The following is a 14,628-nucleotide window of genomic DNA, read 5'->3' on the forward strand; positions in this document are numbered from 1 at the left end:
GCCTCAGGAATCGGTGGGCGGATCGCCGGGCTCGTCGCCGACGGAGATCGGTACTCGCACCGCGTTGCCCCACTCGGTCCAGGAGCCGTCGTAGTTGCGGACCGAGGTGAAACCGAGCAGATGGGTCAGGACGAACCAGGTGTGACTCGACCGTTCCCCAATGCGGCAGTAGGCGATCGTCGGGGTGGCGGGATCGAGGCCGGCGTAGACCTCATCGAGTTCGGCACGCGACCGGAACCGGCCGTCGAGGGCGGCGGCCTTGGCCCAGGGGATCGAGACCGCAGTCGGGATGTGGCCGCCGCGCAGCGCTCCCTCTTCGGGATAGTCGGGCATGTGGGTCCGTTCGCCGGTGTACTCCTGCGGCGACCGCACGTCGATCAGCGGTTCGGTGCCCAGCAACTCGCGAACCTCGTGGGCGAAGACCCGGATGTCGGCGTCGTCGCGCTCGACGACGGGGTAATCCGAACGTGGGTACTCCGGGACGTCGAAGGAGGTGTCCCGATCCTCCGACATCCAGGCGTCGCGGCCACCGTCGAGCAGGCGGACGTCCTCATGACCGAACAGGGTGAACACCCACAGTGCGTAGGCGGCCCACCAGTTGGACTTGTCGCCGTAGATGACGACCGTGTCGTCGCGTTCGATTCCCTTGTCGCGCATCAGTTCCGCGAACTGCTCGCCGTTGATGTAGTCGCGTTCGACCGGATCGTTGAGGTGTAGGTGCCAGTCGATCTTCTGGGCGGTCGGGATGTGGCCGATGTCGTAGAGCAACACGTCCTCGTCGCTCTCGATGATCTTGAGGCCCTTGGACCCCAGATGCGCCGACAGCCACTGGGTGGTGACGAGCCGCTCGGGGTGCGCATAGGCGGCGAAGGCCGGATTCGGATCGGTCTCAACGCTCAACTGAAGAACCCCTCCCGGGTGATCGTGGTTCGGTGGGGCACCCGCAGTGCCCCGCGCAAAGCCTACCCAGTCGTCTCGGCGCGTGGGTGGCGGCGGCCCGATCGTCGCGCGACCGGCGCCGCATCGGTGCCGACGACGGGTCTGCGCATCATTCGAAGAATGTCGCGATGGTCCGGATCCGGCGCCGGAGTTGCTAGATTCATGAGCCATGAAAGCACTGGTCACCGGTCATGTACGACTTCGCGTGCTGGTCGCCCTCGCCGTGACGGTGGTAGGGCTCGCGGCGTGTTCGGGCAACGACGGCCCCACCGCCTCCGATGCGACCTCGTCAGGCACCGGCGGCGCTTCGTCATCGCGGTCATCGGTGCCGTCGTCGACCGTCGACGGCGACGTGCCCGGCGAGTGCACCGAATCGGCGTGTCCGGAGTTGCCGGTGCCGGGTGCCGACCTGATGAGCGGCAGCATCACCCGTGCCAACGCACAGGAGGAGGTGCCCGGCTATCTGACGTCGGTGCTCGACGATCTGGACGCGACGTGGGGTCCGTGGTTCGACAAACTCGGTTGGGGGCAGCCGTATCCGGGGCGGGTGCTCGTCGAATCGGGGCGCTACACCTCCGACTGCGAAGATGAGGACGGCGTGATCGTCGTCGAGCCCGACACCCCGAACGCCTTCTTCTGCCCGCTCGACACCGCCGAGGACGGTGAGGGACAACGAGTCGAGGGGTCGATCATCCTCCCGGTGGAGACCTTCGTCGGCATCTGGACGGGGGTGTTCCTGGTGGAGGGGCCGCTGGACTCGATCAGCGGCTTCCAGGGGGAGTTCACCGCGGCCACCGTCGTCGCCCACGAGTACGGTCACGCCGTCGTCGATCGCATCCTGACCGCCGGCGATCTCGATCCCGATCAGGAACCACGCGGTGAGAACAGCGAACTGATCGCCGACTGCCTCGCCGGGAACTGGGCGGCCACCGTACTGCGTCGGGACCAACTGTCGGTGGCCGACATCGTGCAGGCCGCCACACTGCTCCAGAAGATCGGCGACCCGGCACCCGGTGAAGGTCACGGCACCGCGACGCAGCGGATCGCGGCGATCTCCCGCGGCTTCTTCGGGCCGTCGCTGAGTCAGGCACTCGGTCAGGGCGAGCAGGGACAACCCATCGACTGCCTGGGCAAGTACTGGCCGGAGCTCTTCGGATAGGGCCTGGGCCAGCTGGGCCGCGATGCGGCGCGATCAGGCCGGGGCGGCCCACAGATCGGTGACGGCGAGGCCGACCCGGCGCAGCAGGTCGCGCACCGTCGGCAGGCCGATGCCGAGCACCGAGGACGGATCGCCGTCGACGCTGTCGACGAACCAGCCGCCGAGCCCGTCGAGGGTGAATCCGCCCGCGACCTCCAGGGGTTCACCCGTCGCGACGTACGCCTCGATCTCGGCGTCGGTGACGGGCGCGAACGAGACGGTGGTCGAGCGGGTGGCGGTGGCCGATGCAGTGACCTCCAGGCCGCGCAGCACGGCCAGGTGATGGCCGGTCAGCAACTGAGCCGAATGCCCGCGGACCTTGTGCCACTGGGCGATCGCCGCCTCCGGTGTGTGCGGTTTGCCGGTCAGGCGGCCCCGGAAGAGCAGCATCGAATCGCACGTCAGGACCACGGTGTCGGGACGGGCGGCAGCGTCGGCCGTGCGCTCGGTGAGCAGGGCGGCGACGACGGAGTCCGCCTTGGCCATCGCCAGACGCGACACCACATCGTCCGGCGGCGCGCCGACGAGGCTCTCGAGGACGGCATCCTCGTCGACGTCGGACACCAGGACCCGCGGATCGACCCCGGCCTGCCGTAACACCGACAGTCGCGCCGGCGACGCCGATCCGAGGACCACCTGATACCGCGGGGTACCGGTGCCGGTGCCGGTGCCGGTGAAGCTGTCGGTATGGCCGGCCGGTTCGCTCACCGGGTCAGTATCGCAAATTGGTGAAGCTGGTCGACGCGCCCCACTGCGGACGCAGACGATCGATCGGGCTACCCCAGTCGTCACGGATAGCGGAAGTGCCGGAGCCGGCGTCGCCGCCACCCACCGAGGCGAGGACGGCCACCAGCGCGGCCACGTCCTCGTCGGTGGGATTGCCGGACACGACCGTCAAAAACGGTGCGCGAGTATCCTTTTCGCCGTCACTATGAGGCCCGGCGTTGGCGCCCTCGGCGGTCACAGCGGGATGTTCCCGTGCTTCTTGGGCGGCAGGGTGACGAACTTGCGCTCGAGCAGGCGCAGTGCGGTGGCCACCTGACCGCGGGTGTGGCTCGGCGGGATGACGGCGTCGACGTAGCCCCGCTCGGCGGCGATGTACGGGTTGACGAGGGTGTCCTCGTACTCCTGCTGCAGTTCCAGACGCAGCGCGTCGACGTCCTCGCCGTTGGCCGCGGCCTCCTTGAGACGGCCCCGATAGACGAAGCCGACCGCACCGGAGGCACCCATCACCGCGATCTGGGCGGTCGGCCAGGCCAGGTTGACGTCGGCGCCCATGTGCTTGGACCCCATCACGTCGTACGCACCGCCGTAGGCCTTGCGGGTGATGATGGTGACCTTGCCGACGGTGGCCTCGCCGTAGGCGTAGAGAAGCTTGGCGCCGCGTCGGATGATGCCGTTGTACTCCTGGTCGGTACCCGGCAGGAAGCCGGGGACGTCGACGAGGGTGACGATCGGGATGTTGAACGCATCGCAGGTGCGGACGAACCGCGCGGCCTTCTCCGAGGCGTTGATGTCGAGGCATCCCGCGAACTGGGTGGGCTGGTTGGCGACGATGCCGACGCTGCGGCCGTCGACCCGGCCGAAGCCCACGAGGATGTTGGTGGCGTACTCGGCCTGGATCTCCAGGAATTCGCCGTCGTCGAGGATTCGCTCGATCACCTGGTGCATGTCGTACGGCTGATTCGGCGAATCCGGGATCAGCGTGTCGAGTTCGAGGTCCTCGTCGGTCAGGGTGTCCTCGATCGACCCGGCGGCCGGGGCCGCGACCGGCAACCGGGGAGCGTCGGCCCGGTTATTGCTCGGCAGGTAACTCAGCAGGTCCTTGACGTAGTCGAGGGCGTCCTGCTCGTCGGAGGCGACGTAGTGGGCGGTGCCCGACTTGGCCATGTGGGTGTTGGCCCCGCCGAGGGCCTCCATTGTGACGTCCTCGCCGGTGACGGTCTTGATGACGTCCGGGCCGGTGATGAACATCTGGCTGCTCTGATCGACCATCACGACGAAGTCGGTGAGTGCGGGGGAGTAGACATGCCCGCCCGCGGCCGCCCCGAGGATCAGTGAGATCTGCGGGATGACGCCGGAGGCGCGCACGTTGCGGTGGAAGATCTCGCCGTACAGGCCGAGTGAGACCACGCCTTCCTGGATGCGGGCACCGGCGCCGTCGTTGATGCCGATCAGCGGACGGCCCGTCTTGATCGCGAGATCCATCACCTTGACGATCTTCTCGCCGTAGACCTCGCCGAGGCTGCCGCCGAACACGGTGGAGTCCTGGGAGAAGACGCAGACCTCGCGGCCGTCGATGGTGCCGTACCCGGTGACGACGCCGTCACCGAGGGGGCGGCGCTCGGCGAGCCCGAAGTTGGTGCTGCGGTGGCGGGCCAGTGCATCGAGTTCGACGAAGGAGCCGTCGTCGAGGAGATGGAGGATGCGCTCACGCGCGGTCAGCTTGCCGCGCGAGTGGATCTTCTCCACGGCTGCCTCACCCACGGGGTGGGCGGTCTCCTCGAGGCGTTGGCGCAGATCGACGAGTTTCCCGGCCGTCGTGTGGATGTCTGGCGCGGCGCCGGAGTCTGACGAAGCTGTGGTCATGGGAGTCGATGCTAGCGACATATATGTGAGCCACGTCAACCACCCCAATATGAGCAAATCCTCATGTTTCCGAGCGATCGGTCGGTGACCTGCCACATCGCCCGCGATGCACCCCGTAGGCTCATGTCACATGAGCGACGATGTGTCCGATCCCACTGGCGCCGATTCCACCGCCACCACCGATCTCCGCACCGCGATCGAGGCCGCGGACCTGTCCGGCAGCGGATGGCACCGCATCGAGGTGGTCGAGTCGACGGGGTCGACCAACGCCGACCTCGCCGCGCGGGCCGCCGACGACGACATCGTCGGAACCGTGCGGATCACCACCGATCAGACCGCCGGACGAGGGCGGCGCACCCGCGTGTGGTCGGCACCCGCGGGCGCTCAGATCGCGATCTCGGCGGTGGTTGCCGTCGGCGACAACGCCGACCGGCTGGGCTGGCTGTCGTTGGCCACCGGTATTGCGGCCGCCACCGGCATCGAGAAGGCCACCGGTATCCGCCCGGTGCTCAAATGGCCCAACGATGTCCTGATCGGGGAGCGGAAAACCGCGGGCATCCTCGCGGAATACGTCAACGGACACGCTGTCGTGGGCATCGGCATCAACACCAACATGAGTGAGTCGGATCTACCGGTCCCCACCGCCACCAGCCTGCAGATGGAGACCGGCGCGCCGGTCGACGTCGCAGTCGTCGCCATCGAATACCTGCGTGCGCTCGCCGCGGTGGGATGGCCCGACGACATCGACGACCTCGCCCAGCGCTACCGCGACCGCTGCGACACGATCGGCCGGGCGGTGCGCCTGGAACTGCCCGATGGTGAGGTCACCGGCACCGCCCGGGACGTCGACCGGGAAGGCCGCATCGTCATCGAGGCGGCCGACGGGCGCACGGTCACCGCGGCCGCGGGGGACGTGGTGCATCTGCGCGCGCAGTGACCGACCCCGAGCAGATACGTTCAGCGCGCGGTGTTGCGGCTTTTGTGACCCATCGCCGGGATCAGGGACAGGACAGGCAATCCGATCATCAGGTGCATGATCGCGGTACCGAGGCCGACGGAGAACTGCGCCGACAACACCAGCGGGACCACGACCGCGGCGGCGATGAGCAGACCGACCACCCAGCGATAGAACTGGTCCGGTGACGGCGTGATGATCTGCAGGACATACCAGAGTGCGCCGCCTGCGAGAGCCACCAGGAACCCGACGACCGCGAACCACGCCGGATCCTGGGCCACCGGGTTCCACACGCCGAACTTGCCGGCCGCGTTCACCCGATCGACGATCGCCCGGATGATCCACGCGACCAGCCACGCGGCGAGTCCGGTCACCACACCTGTCATCACCACACCACCGACGAACATGCCCGGCGAAATGTCCGGGCCCACCTTCTTCCGTGGCCGCGCGGGAGCCGGTTGCTGGTATCCGCCCCGGTCGTAGCGGGTCTGGTCGTATGGGGACTGCTCGCCGCCGGAGGTCGGGTGGTACGACGGATCCTGCTGACTGTAGGCGCGCGACTGGGGTGCGTACCCGGGCTCGTACTTCGCGGTGCGGGGATCGCGGGGATCGCGGTAGGTCATGAGTGCTCCTGCGCCGGTGGTCGCTGTGGTCTGCGTCATTCTACCGACTGCGACGGCGGGTCCCGGTGGGTCGACGGGCGCCGGGCCCGAGAACCCGCGCCACGCCTATGCTTGCTGCCATGGCCTACCCGCGGGAAAACCTGGCCCCCGGTGAGCGGATCGTGCTGCATCGACATCCCCACTGGAAGTGCCTGCTGGGACCGTTTCTGTTGTTCATCCTCGCCACGGCCGTCGCCGGGGTTCTGGCCGGTCTCATCGAGGCGTCGTCGTTGGCCTCCACGGGTGCGTTGATCGCCTACCTGGTGGTGGCGGTGCTGTGGGCGGCCGCGGCGATCTGGTTCTTCCTGCGGCCGCTGATCTCTTGGAAGACCACGCATTTCGTGCTGACCGATCGCCGGGTGATCTTCCGCAACGGCGTCCTGACCCGCTCCGGCATCGACATCCCGATCCGACGCATCAACACCGTCGAGTTCCGTCACGGTCCGATCGACCGGATGCTGCGCACCGGCACCCTCGTCATCGAATCGGCGTCGGACGATCCGCTGTCTTTCGACGACATCCCGCAGGTCGAGAAGGTGCACGCGCTGCTCTACCACGAGGTCCTCGACGTGGCCGATCACGCCGCCGACGAAGACTACGACGACGGGGGCGACATGGACGACGACGGAGGCGCCGACGGGGCGGAAGTGCGTGCGCGAGGGGGACGCCGATGACCGACGTACTGCTCGCCGAGGACGACACCGCCATCGCCGAACCGCTGGCCCGGGCGCTGGCCCGGGAAGGCTACGGATGTGAGGTCGTCGGCACCGGCACGGCGGCCCTGCACCGCGTCGACGAGGGATCGTTCGAGTTGCTGATCCTCGATCTCGGGCTGCCGGAGATGGACGGTCTGGAGGTGTGCCGTCAGGTTCGGGTGCGCCGACCGGAACTGGCGGTCCTGATGCTCACCGCCCGCACCGATGAGGTGGACTTCGTCGTCGGTCTCGACGCCGGCGCCGACGACTACGTCGGCAAACCGTTCCGGCTCGCCGAACTACTCGCCCGCGTGCGGGCGCTGCTGCGTCGCCGTCAGACCACCGACGACGTCGTCCTCGAGGGTGGGGACCTGCGTCTGGATGCGCGTGCCCGTCGCGTTACGCTCGACGGCACCGATCTGATCCTGGCCAACCGTGAGTTCGACCTGCTGCGCTTCCTGATGGAGCGGTCCGGGCAGGTCATCGGACGTGACGAGATCCTCACCGAGGTGTGGGGTTCGGCGGATCTGCGGTCGTCGAAGACGCTCGACATGCACATCTCCTGGTTGCGCCGAAAGATCGGCGACGACCGCCGCGATCGCCCACGCCACATCGTCACCGTGCGCGGTGTCGGGTTCCGGTTCGATCCGTAGCGACCCCCGAAAGCCCCGAAATGCGTCGCCGGATTCTGTACACGATGGTCGCCATGTTGCTGGCGGTCGGTGCCGCCCTGGGCATCCCGTTGTCGGTGATCGCGTGGTGGTGGGTTGCCGACAACGCCCATCAGACGCTGGACTCCCGGCTGAAATCCATCTCCGATCAGCTCATCCGCACCGACGACGGCCGGGACGCCACCCTCGATCCCCAGCTGCTCGATTCCCCGGCCCTGCGCTCACTCATCCCCGAGGGCGGGCACCTGAAGCTGACGTACGCGACCGCCGACGGCTCCACCGAGGACCGGACGGTCGGCGCGACCTTCGACGGTCCCGCGCTCTCGGATTCGATCGGGCTCGGCGACGCGGGATCGCTGCTCCTGGAGATCCCCGCCGACGGCGTCCGCAAGGATCAGCTCGCCGCGGTGGGCATCGTCACCATCGTCGTCGCGTCGTCGCTGGCGGCCGGAACACTGGTGGCCGCGGTGACCGCCGGGCGCATCGCCGACCCGGTGATCGATCTCGCCGACCGGGCCGCGGCGATGGCCCGCGGCGACTTCCGGTCGGCGTGGCCGACCTACGGGATCTCCGAACTCGACCGGGTGTCACGCGCCCTCGGCGATGCCAACGCCGAGATCGCGGTGCGACTCGAACGTGAGGGGGAGATCGTCGGTGACGTCTCGCATCAGCTGCGCAGCCGGCTCACCGCGATCCAGCTCCGCCTCGACGAGCTGTCCCTGCACGACGATCCGGCGGTGGTCAGCGAGGCCGAGGCCGGCCTGGACCAGATCGAACGGCTCTCCGCCGAACTCGACGAGATGGTGGCCGCCTCCCGCGACGATCCCGCTGATCCGCAGGCGGTCGACGTGGGTGAATTGGTGACGACGCTGGTCGGCGACTTCCGGGCGGCGTTCGGCGCGGCCGGACGTGAGATCCGGACGGGTTTCGACGGGGCCGGTGCGGCACTGAGCGCCCGTCCCGGACGGTTGCGGGAGGCCATCAGTGTGCTCGTAGACAATGCGCTGCAGCATGGCAGCGGCACCTGTGAGATCGCCGTCGACGACCTCGCCGGTGACATGATCCGCATCTCCGTCACCGATGAGGGTGCCGGTGTTCCCGACGATCTCTCCCAGCTGATCTTCCGTCGGGGATTCTCCGGCGGCAGCGGCAACGGGGTCGGATTGTCACTGGCCCGCGCGCTGGTCGAGGCCGATGGTGGTCGACTGGAGTTGGCGCATCGTCGACCGCCGGTGTTCCGCATCGTGGTGCCCGCGGCGTCGGGCCGACACGGCGGCGATCCGCGCGTGCCGGCCGATCCCGCATCGTCGGGGCCGGACGGCGCCGAACCGGCTCCGGCGTCCCGCTCACCGATCAGGCGTGACCGAGTTCCTCATCGTTGAGTTCGGCGAGGCTGGGGTGCAGATCGGTGGAACCGGCGTCGCCGCCGCGCAGATTCTCCTCGGGGAAGGCGAACTTGCGCAGTGCCCAGAACCGGAATGCCATCTGCAGCACGTTGCCGATGAGGAAGCCGAGGATGAAGTCGACGACGGCCAGCTCCAGCGACCCCAGGTTCGATCGCAGGTCGAAGACGTTGTTCGCCAGCCACAACGGTGCCGCCGCCAGGATCACGCCGACGCCGCTGATGATGAAGAACAACAGCGCCTCGTGCGAGCGTTCCCGGCCGCCGCGATTCTTGAAGGCCCATTCGCGGTTGAGGATGTAACTCAGGATGGTCGCCAGGGTTCCGGAGATGATGCGGGCGACGACCGGTTTGGGACCGAGCACAGTGAACGTCAGCGTGTAGAAGATCGCGAGGTCGAACACGAACGTGGTGCCACCGACGAGAGCGAATTTGATGAGTTCATGATGCTGCATCATCAGCCGGCGAACCGGTTCGGGTAGACGGACTACCACCTCGTCGATGAAAGGCACAAGACACGAGTGTAGGGCCCCCGTCGATGCCCGCCGCACCACGGTCGGTCATGCGTCCGACATGCCCGTCATGCCACGATGGTTCGCGTGAGCTCATCGAAGGACGATCCGACCCCACCGGCGCCGGTCGCCGACCGCGCCGGCCCGAATCCGTCGGGATCGAGTGTCGGGATGCCGACGGTCACCATGATCGGCGGAGGGCAGTTGGCCCGGATGACCCATCAGGCCGCGATCGCGCTCGGTCAGTGCCTGCGGATTCTGGCCGGCAGCGCCGCGGACCCGGCCGCCCAGGTGAGCGCGAATGTGGTGCTCGGTTCCCATGATGACCTCGGCGATCTGCGCCGCGCCGCCGCCGGGGCCGCGGCGGTGACCTTCGATCACGAAGGGGTCCCACTGGAGCATCTGCAGGCGCTCGAAGCCGATGGGATCTCGGTGTTGCCGCCGTCCAAGGCCCTGCGATTCGCCCAGGACAAGCAGGCGATGCGCGTGCGGCTCTCGCAGCTGGGCCTGCCGGTTCCCGACTTCGCCGACCTGACCGGTGACCCCGATGCGGCACGTGCACTGCTGATCGACTTCGGGGAGCGGCACCGCTGGGCGGTCGTCCTCAAGGCGATCCGCGGGGGATACGACGGTCGTGGCGTGTGGATTCTGGACGACCGCGAGGAGGTGCTGGCGGTGTTCGACGAGCAGGTCGGCGCCGGAGCCGAGCTGATCGTCGAGCAGAAGGTGGCGATGCGCCGGGAATTGTCGGCGATGATCGCCCGATCGCCGTTCGGCCAGGGTGGTGCGTGGCCGGTGGTGGAGACCATTCAGCGCAAGGGTCAATGTGCGGTCGTGCTCGCGCCCGCGCCCGGCCTCGATCCCGACGTCGCCACGGCGGCCCAGCAGATGGCCCTGGGGCTGGCCAATGAGCTCGGCGTCGTCGGCGTGATGGCGATGGAACTGTTCGAGACCGTCGACGGCGGCCTGCTCGTCAACGAGTTGGCGATGCGCCCCCACAACAGCGGTCACTGGACCATGGACGGCGCGGTCACCTCGCAGTTCGAGCAGCATCTGCGCGCGGTGCTCGACTATCCGCTGGGGGCGACGACCCCACGGGCGCCGATCACCGTGATGGCCAACATCCTCGGTGCCGACGACGCACCGAGGATGTCGATGGACGAGCGGCTGCACCACCTGATGGCGCGGATGCCCGACGCCAAGGTGCATCTGTACGGCAAGGGGGAGCGGCCCGACCGCAAGATCGGGCATGTCAATATCGTCGGGGTCGGCGACGAGGATCTCGCCTCGGTGCGTGAGCGCGCCGAACGCGCCGCACAGTGGATGTCCACCGCGGTGTGGACCGACGGATGGGAAGGGCACTGATGACCGAGGTGAGCGACACCGACAACCGTGACCAGGTCCCGGCGCGGGCGCGGGTCGGCCTGATCATGGGAAGCGATTCCGATTGGCCGACAATGCAACTCGCCGCCGAGGCGCTCGCCGAGTTCGACGTACCGTTCGAGGTCGGGGTGATCTCGGCGCATCGCACGCCCCAGCGCATGCTCGACTACGCGACCGGTGCCGCGGAGGCCGGGATCGAGGTCATCATCGCCGGTGCCGGTGGTGCCGCTCACCTGCCGGGCATGGTGGCGTCGGCGACGCCACTGCCGGTGATCGGGGTGCCGGTGCCGTTGCGTACTCTCGATGGACTCGACTCGCTGCTGTCGATCGTGCAGATGCCCGCCGGGGTGCCGGTGGCGACCGTGTCGATCGGCGGCGCGCGCAACGCCGGCCTGCTCGCGGTGCGGATCCTGGGCGCGGCGGATCCGGATCTGCGGGCCCGGATGGAGACCTTTCAGCGCAACCTCGAGCAGCTCGTGCTCGACAAGGACACCGCCCTGCGGCAGCAACTGCTCGGCGACTGAGCCGGCGCGTCGCTGGGTTCTGCCCGGTCGGCTACCGCTCGTCGCCGGTGTCGGCGACGAGGGTGCCGTTCAGTACCCATTCGAAGCCGCGGGCGAACAGCCGCGCCCCGCGTGCCACATCCGGCGAATCCGCCGGGATGATCCCGGGTCGGATGAGGCGAAAATGCTTGTCGCGTCGAATGATCGAACATCCCGGAGCGGCCAGGACGTTGCGCACCCAGTCGGTGTCACGGCCGTACGCGAGGACGATGGAGATCCTCTGGCCGTCCACCCAGGCGAGCACCGGGGTCTCATACCGGCGTCCGGATCGGCGGCCGGTGTGGACGACGACCGCCCACGGGGCCAGGTGCGGCGCCCACCGGCGCTGAATCGGATTGGTGACGTGCTTGTTGATCGTGGCCACGATGGCGGGGACCTGCATGCCACCACTGTGCCGCATCGGGTGGCCGTGGGCGGCGTGACCGGGGATTCGGGGTGCTCGCCGAAGCGCGGCGTGGCCTGCGGACTGGGGCGAGACGCGCAGTCACCGTCCGTCGAGAACCACGGTGGCGTGTTCGGTGCGGATACGCGTGGACTGATCGTCGTCGGGGTGTGCCACCCACACCAGTCCGGCGCCGACCACCAGCGGCGCAAGGAAATTGGCGATGACGCCGTCGGCGGTGTGCCATTCGCGGGTGGACAACACCCGCGATCCGGCGGTGATCCCGGCCGCGCGGGCGGCCGCGGCCGCCGACGCGAGCACCGTCTCGGTGTCGCGGTCGTCGAGGGCGGGCCCCCGGTGGACGGGTCCTGCCATGTGATCGCCGTGGATGCGCACCCGGCTGCCGTAGTCGCCTACCCCGGGCGGCAGTCCGGGAATCGGCAGCGCGAACGGATCGAGTGGCGCGACGATCAGTTCGTCGGCGTCGGGATACCGGTCGATGCGGGCGCGATCGGTGAAGACCGCGCGCGGGTCGTCGGCCGCGTCGTCGGACAGGTGCACATGCGCGCCTGCCCACCAGGCGCCGAGCAGGATGCCCGCGGTCTGCCAATGCTCGGGAAGGTCCACCACGATGTCATCCCCGGGGGCCACGCCGATCTCGTCGACGAGAAGGTTGGCGGTCTTGGCCGCCCAGTTTCCCAGTGTCGCCCAACTCAATTCGGTGCGTCCACCGGTGGCGTCATCGTAGAACGTCAACGCGGGACGGCTGTGGTCGGCGATCGAGCCGAAAATCGCGGCGGTGATGGTGGTCGTGTCGGTCATCGGTGCTCTCGGCTCAGTTCACACAGGTCGGGCCGTCGGTACCGGCGGTGATCGCCTTGTTGGTACCGGCTGCGTCGGCGGTGGGGGCGGTGGAGGCGGTGCCGACGTCGGACACCGAGCCCACTCCGCCGTAGGTGTTGGTGAGGTCGGCACGCAGTTCGTGGTCACCGAGTGAGGTGTCGACCTTCACCGGCAGTCCACCGAGGTCCTTGGCGAGCAGTAGGGCGCCGGCGTCGTCGGCGGCCTTCGCATAGACCGCCGAATCACGTTCGTCGGTGGGTGTGCTCGATACCGTTCCGGCCTGATAGCCCTTGCCGGTCAGGATGCCCGACACATTGGCGCCGAGGCCGTCGACGGTGCCGGCATTGTTCACGTCGACGGTGTACTCGCCGCGGCCGGTGTTGCGTGACGGATCGAGCAGGGAGTTGGTGAACGAGCGCACCTTGGCCGGGTCGACGGTGACGACGCTCTGCTGTCCGTCGTCGCTCCAGCCGTGATCATCGAGGACGGGGATCGTCGCGAACTTCACGCGACCACCGGAGAGGTCCTTGAGTTGTTCGGCGAAGGTCAGCACATCCCAGTCGTCGTCGATGATCACCGATCGAGAGACCGCGTTCTGCAGTTCGGCGAGCTTGGACGGATCGGCGAGGGTGCCCGCAGACAAGATCTTCTGGGTCAGCGACGCCATGTAGGCCTGCTGCCGGGTGATCCGGTCGAGATCGCCGCGCGGCAGATCGTGACGCTGACGCACGAAGCTCAGTGCCTGCGGTCCGTTGAGGGTCTGACGGCCGGCCCGGAACCGGGCACCGGAGAAGGGTTCGTTCACCGCGTCCTTGAGGCAGACGTCGACCCCGCCGACCGCCTTGGTGAGCAGCACGAATCCGAGCAGTCCGACCTCGGCGTAGTGGTCGACCTGGACGCCGGTCAGAGTGGCGACGGTGTCGATGAGTGCCTTGCGTCCGGCCTGGGTGCCCTCCTTCTCCGCCTGCGCCTCGGGGGTACCGGCCTCGACTGCGCGGCGCCGGACACCCTCACGGGTCGTGCCGTAGGCGGCGTTGATCTTGCTCATCCCGATCCCGGGGACATCGACGTAGGAGTCGCGCGGAATCGAGATGGCGGTCGCCGACGAACCGTCGTTGGGCACCCGGATCAGCAGGATGGTGTCGGTGTTGGTGGCCACGTCGTCACCGGAGCGCAACCAGCGCAGTTCCTCGGCCGAGAGCGGATTGCCCTTCGCGTCGGTGCGGGAGTCGGTGCCGACCAGCAGGATGTCGGTGGCACCGTCGTCGGGACCACCGAGCGCCAGACCGCCGAGGCGGGTGATGTCGGAGTCCAGCGAGTTGATGCTGTTCCAGGCGTACCCGGTGCACAGCAGGACCGTGACCGACAGCAGGGCGATCAGACCGCGGGCGGCCGCGCGGCCACCGCGGAAACCCGAGAGGCGAGCCCACCCGCGCGGCGGCGTGGGGGGCGGTGCGGCGGGTGAGTCGGTGTCGGGGTCGGCGGGCGGGGTCTCCGGGTCGATGAGAGTGGTCGGGCGGGTCGGCTGGTCGACGCCGGCGTGGGTAGTGGAGTTCTTGTGCAGCTTGGCCTTTCGGGGCCGGGGAGGTGCCTGATCCGCCCGGTCGGGCCGCGGGTGTGCCGGCTTCTTCCGTGGTCGGGTACCCGCGTCTCGACCGCCCGGACGGGCCTCGGTGGTGGCCGTCGGGTCGTCGCCGGCGGGCCGCGGCGGTCGTCGCTTGCGCGGGCGGGGCGACTCGGGGGTCGCCGTGCGGGTGTGGATCTCACCCGAGGTGCGCGCCGAACAGCTCGACAAGCTCGAACGTCTTCGCGCAGGCCGGGATTCGGTGGCGGT

16 protein-coding genes are annotated in these 14,628 nt (G+C 68.6%); 7 read left to right on the forward strand and 9 right to left on the reverse strand.

What is annotated here, in order from left to right; all coding sequences use genetic code 11:
* Positions 1-3: 3 nt before the first annotated feature.
* Complete coding sequence (locus tag ACWDPV_RS23540) at positions 4-900, reverse strand: sulfurtransferase (RefSeq protein ID WP_449744898.1); 897 nt, start codon at positions 898-900, stop codon at positions 4-6.
* Positions 901-1,108: 208 nt separating this feature from the next.
* On the opposite strand from ACWDPV_RS23540, the gene ACWDPV_RS23545 reads away from it, so the two are divergent.
* Positions 1,109-2,098 carry a neutral zinc metallopeptidase gene (locus ACWDPV_RS23545; RefSeq protein ID WP_449744899.1) on the forward strand — a complete coding sequence of 330 codons (990 nt, stop codon included), beginning with the start codon at positions 1,109-1,111 and terminating at the stop codon, positions 2,096-2,098.
* A gap of 33 nt (positions 2,099-2,131) precedes the next feature.
* Here ACWDPV_RS23545 and ACWDPV_RS23550 read toward each other — a convergent pair whose 3' ends face one another.
* The 3 genes from ACWDPV_RS23550 to ACWDPV_RS23560 form a co-directional block, all read right to left on the reverse strand.
* Positions 2,132-2,773, reverse strand: coding sequence for a Maf family protein (locus tag ACWDPV_RS23550; RefSeq protein WP_449744914.1), 642 nt, complete (start codon positions 2,771-2,773; stop codon positions 2,132-2,134).
* 76 nt (positions 2,774-2,849) lie between these two features.
* Complete coding sequence (locus ACWDPV_RS23555) at positions 2,850-3,101, reverse strand: acyl-CoA carboxylase subunit epsilon (RefSeq protein WP_449744900.1); 252 nt, start codon at positions 3,099-3,101, stop codon at positions 2,850-2,852.
* Positions 3,098-4,726 carry an acyl-CoA carboxylase subunit beta gene (locus tag ACWDPV_RS23560; protein ID WP_449744901.1) on the reverse strand — a complete coding sequence of 543 codons (1,629 nt, stop codon included), beginning with the start codon at positions 4,724-4,726 and terminating at the stop codon, positions 3,098-3,100. Before ACWDPV_RS23560 ends, ACWDPV_RS23555 begins: the two co-directional genes overlap by 4 nt.
* 130 nt (positions 4,727-4,856) lie before the next feature.
* Here ACWDPV_RS23560 and ACWDPV_RS23565 point away from each other — a divergent pair, with 130 nt between their 5' ends.
* Positions 4,857-5,663, forward strand: coding sequence for a biotin--[acetyl-CoA-carboxylase] ligase (locus tag ACWDPV_RS23565; protein WP_449744902.1), 807 nt, complete (start codon positions 4,857-4,859; stop codon positions 5,661-5,663).
* 20 nt (positions 5,664-5,683) lie between these two features.
* Here ACWDPV_RS23565 and ACWDPV_RS23570 read toward each other — a convergent pair whose 3' ends face one another.
* Positions 5,684-6,304, reverse strand: coding sequence for a DUF6069 family protein (locus ACWDPV_RS23570; protein WP_449744915.1), 621 nt, complete (start codon positions 6,302-6,304; stop codon positions 5,684-5,686).
* 119 nt (positions 6,305-6,423) lie between these two features.
* On the opposite strand from ACWDPV_RS23570, the gene ACWDPV_RS23575 reads away from it, so the two are divergent.
* The 3 genes from ACWDPV_RS23575 to ACWDPV_RS23585 are packed head-to-tail and all read left to right on the forward strand — an operon-like array spanning position 6,424 to position 9,091.
* Entirely contained in the window at positions 6,424-7,017 is a 594-nt protein-coding gene (locus ACWDPV_RS23575) for a PH domain-containing protein (RefSeq protein WP_449744903.1), read from the forward strand.
* On the forward strand, positions 7,014-7,691 hold the full coding sequence (locus ACWDPV_RS23580; RefSeq protein WP_449744904.1) for a response regulator transcription factor: 678 nt from the start codon (positions 7,014-7,016) through the stop codon (positions 7,689-7,691). The genes ACWDPV_RS23575 and ACWDPV_RS23580 overlap by 4 nt, the downstream gene beginning before the upstream one ends.
* Positions 7,692-7,711: 20 nt before the next feature.
* Entirely contained in the window at positions 7,712-9,091 is a 1,380-nt protein-coding gene (locus tag ACWDPV_RS23585) for an ATP-binding protein (RefSeq protein ID WP_449744905.1), read from the forward strand.
* Here the strand turns inward: ACWDPV_RS23585 and ACWDPV_RS23590 are convergent.
* Positions 9,063-9,623, reverse strand: coding sequence for a GtrA family protein (locus tag ACWDPV_RS23590; RefSeq protein WP_449744906.1), 561 nt, complete (start codon positions 9,621-9,623; stop codon positions 9,063-9,065). The genes ACWDPV_RS23585 and ACWDPV_RS23590 overlap by 29 nt on opposite strands.
* 171 nt (positions 9,624-9,794) lie before the next feature.
* Between ACWDPV_RS23590 and ACWDPV_RS23595 the strand changes: the two genes are divergently transcribed.
* A complete protein-coding gene (locus ACWDPV_RS23595) occupies positions 9,795-10,988 on the forward strand; it encodes a 5-(carboxyamino)imidazole ribonucleotide synthase (protein WP_449744916.1) in 1,194 nt (397 codons plus the stop codon).
* Positions 10,988-11,530 (forward strand): 5-(carboxyamino)imidazole ribonucleotide mutase, encoded by a 543-nt coding sequence (gene purE, locus ACWDPV_RS23600; protein WP_449744907.1) that lies wholly within the window; start codon positions 10,988-10,990, stop codon positions 11,528-11,530. Before ACWDPV_RS23595 ends, purE begins: the two co-directional genes overlap by 1 nt.
* Positions 11,531-11,561: 31 nt before the next feature.
* On the opposite strand, the gene ACWDPV_RS23605 is transcribed toward purE, so the two are convergent.
* The 3 genes from ACWDPV_RS23605 to ACWDPV_RS23615 form a co-directional block, all read right to left on the reverse strand.
* A complete protein-coding gene (locus ACWDPV_RS23605) occupies positions 11,562-11,951 on the reverse strand; it encodes a nitroreductase family deazaflavin-dependent oxidoreductase (RefSeq protein WP_449744908.1) in 390 nt (129 codons plus the stop codon).
* 102 nt (positions 11,952-12,053) lie between these two features.
* Complete coding sequence (locus ACWDPV_RS23610) at positions 12,054-12,773, reverse strand: TIGR03089 family protein (protein WP_449744909.1); 720 nt, start codon at positions 12,771-12,773, stop codon at positions 12,054-12,056.
* 13 nt (positions 12,774-12,786) lie between these two features.
* A partial coding sequence (locus tag ACWDPV_RS23615; RefSeq protein ID WP_449744910.1) for an LCP family protein occupies positions 12,787-14,628 on the reverse strand: 1,842 nt, incomplete at its 5' end.

Source organism: Gordonia sp. NPDC003504, from assembly GCF_053587995.1.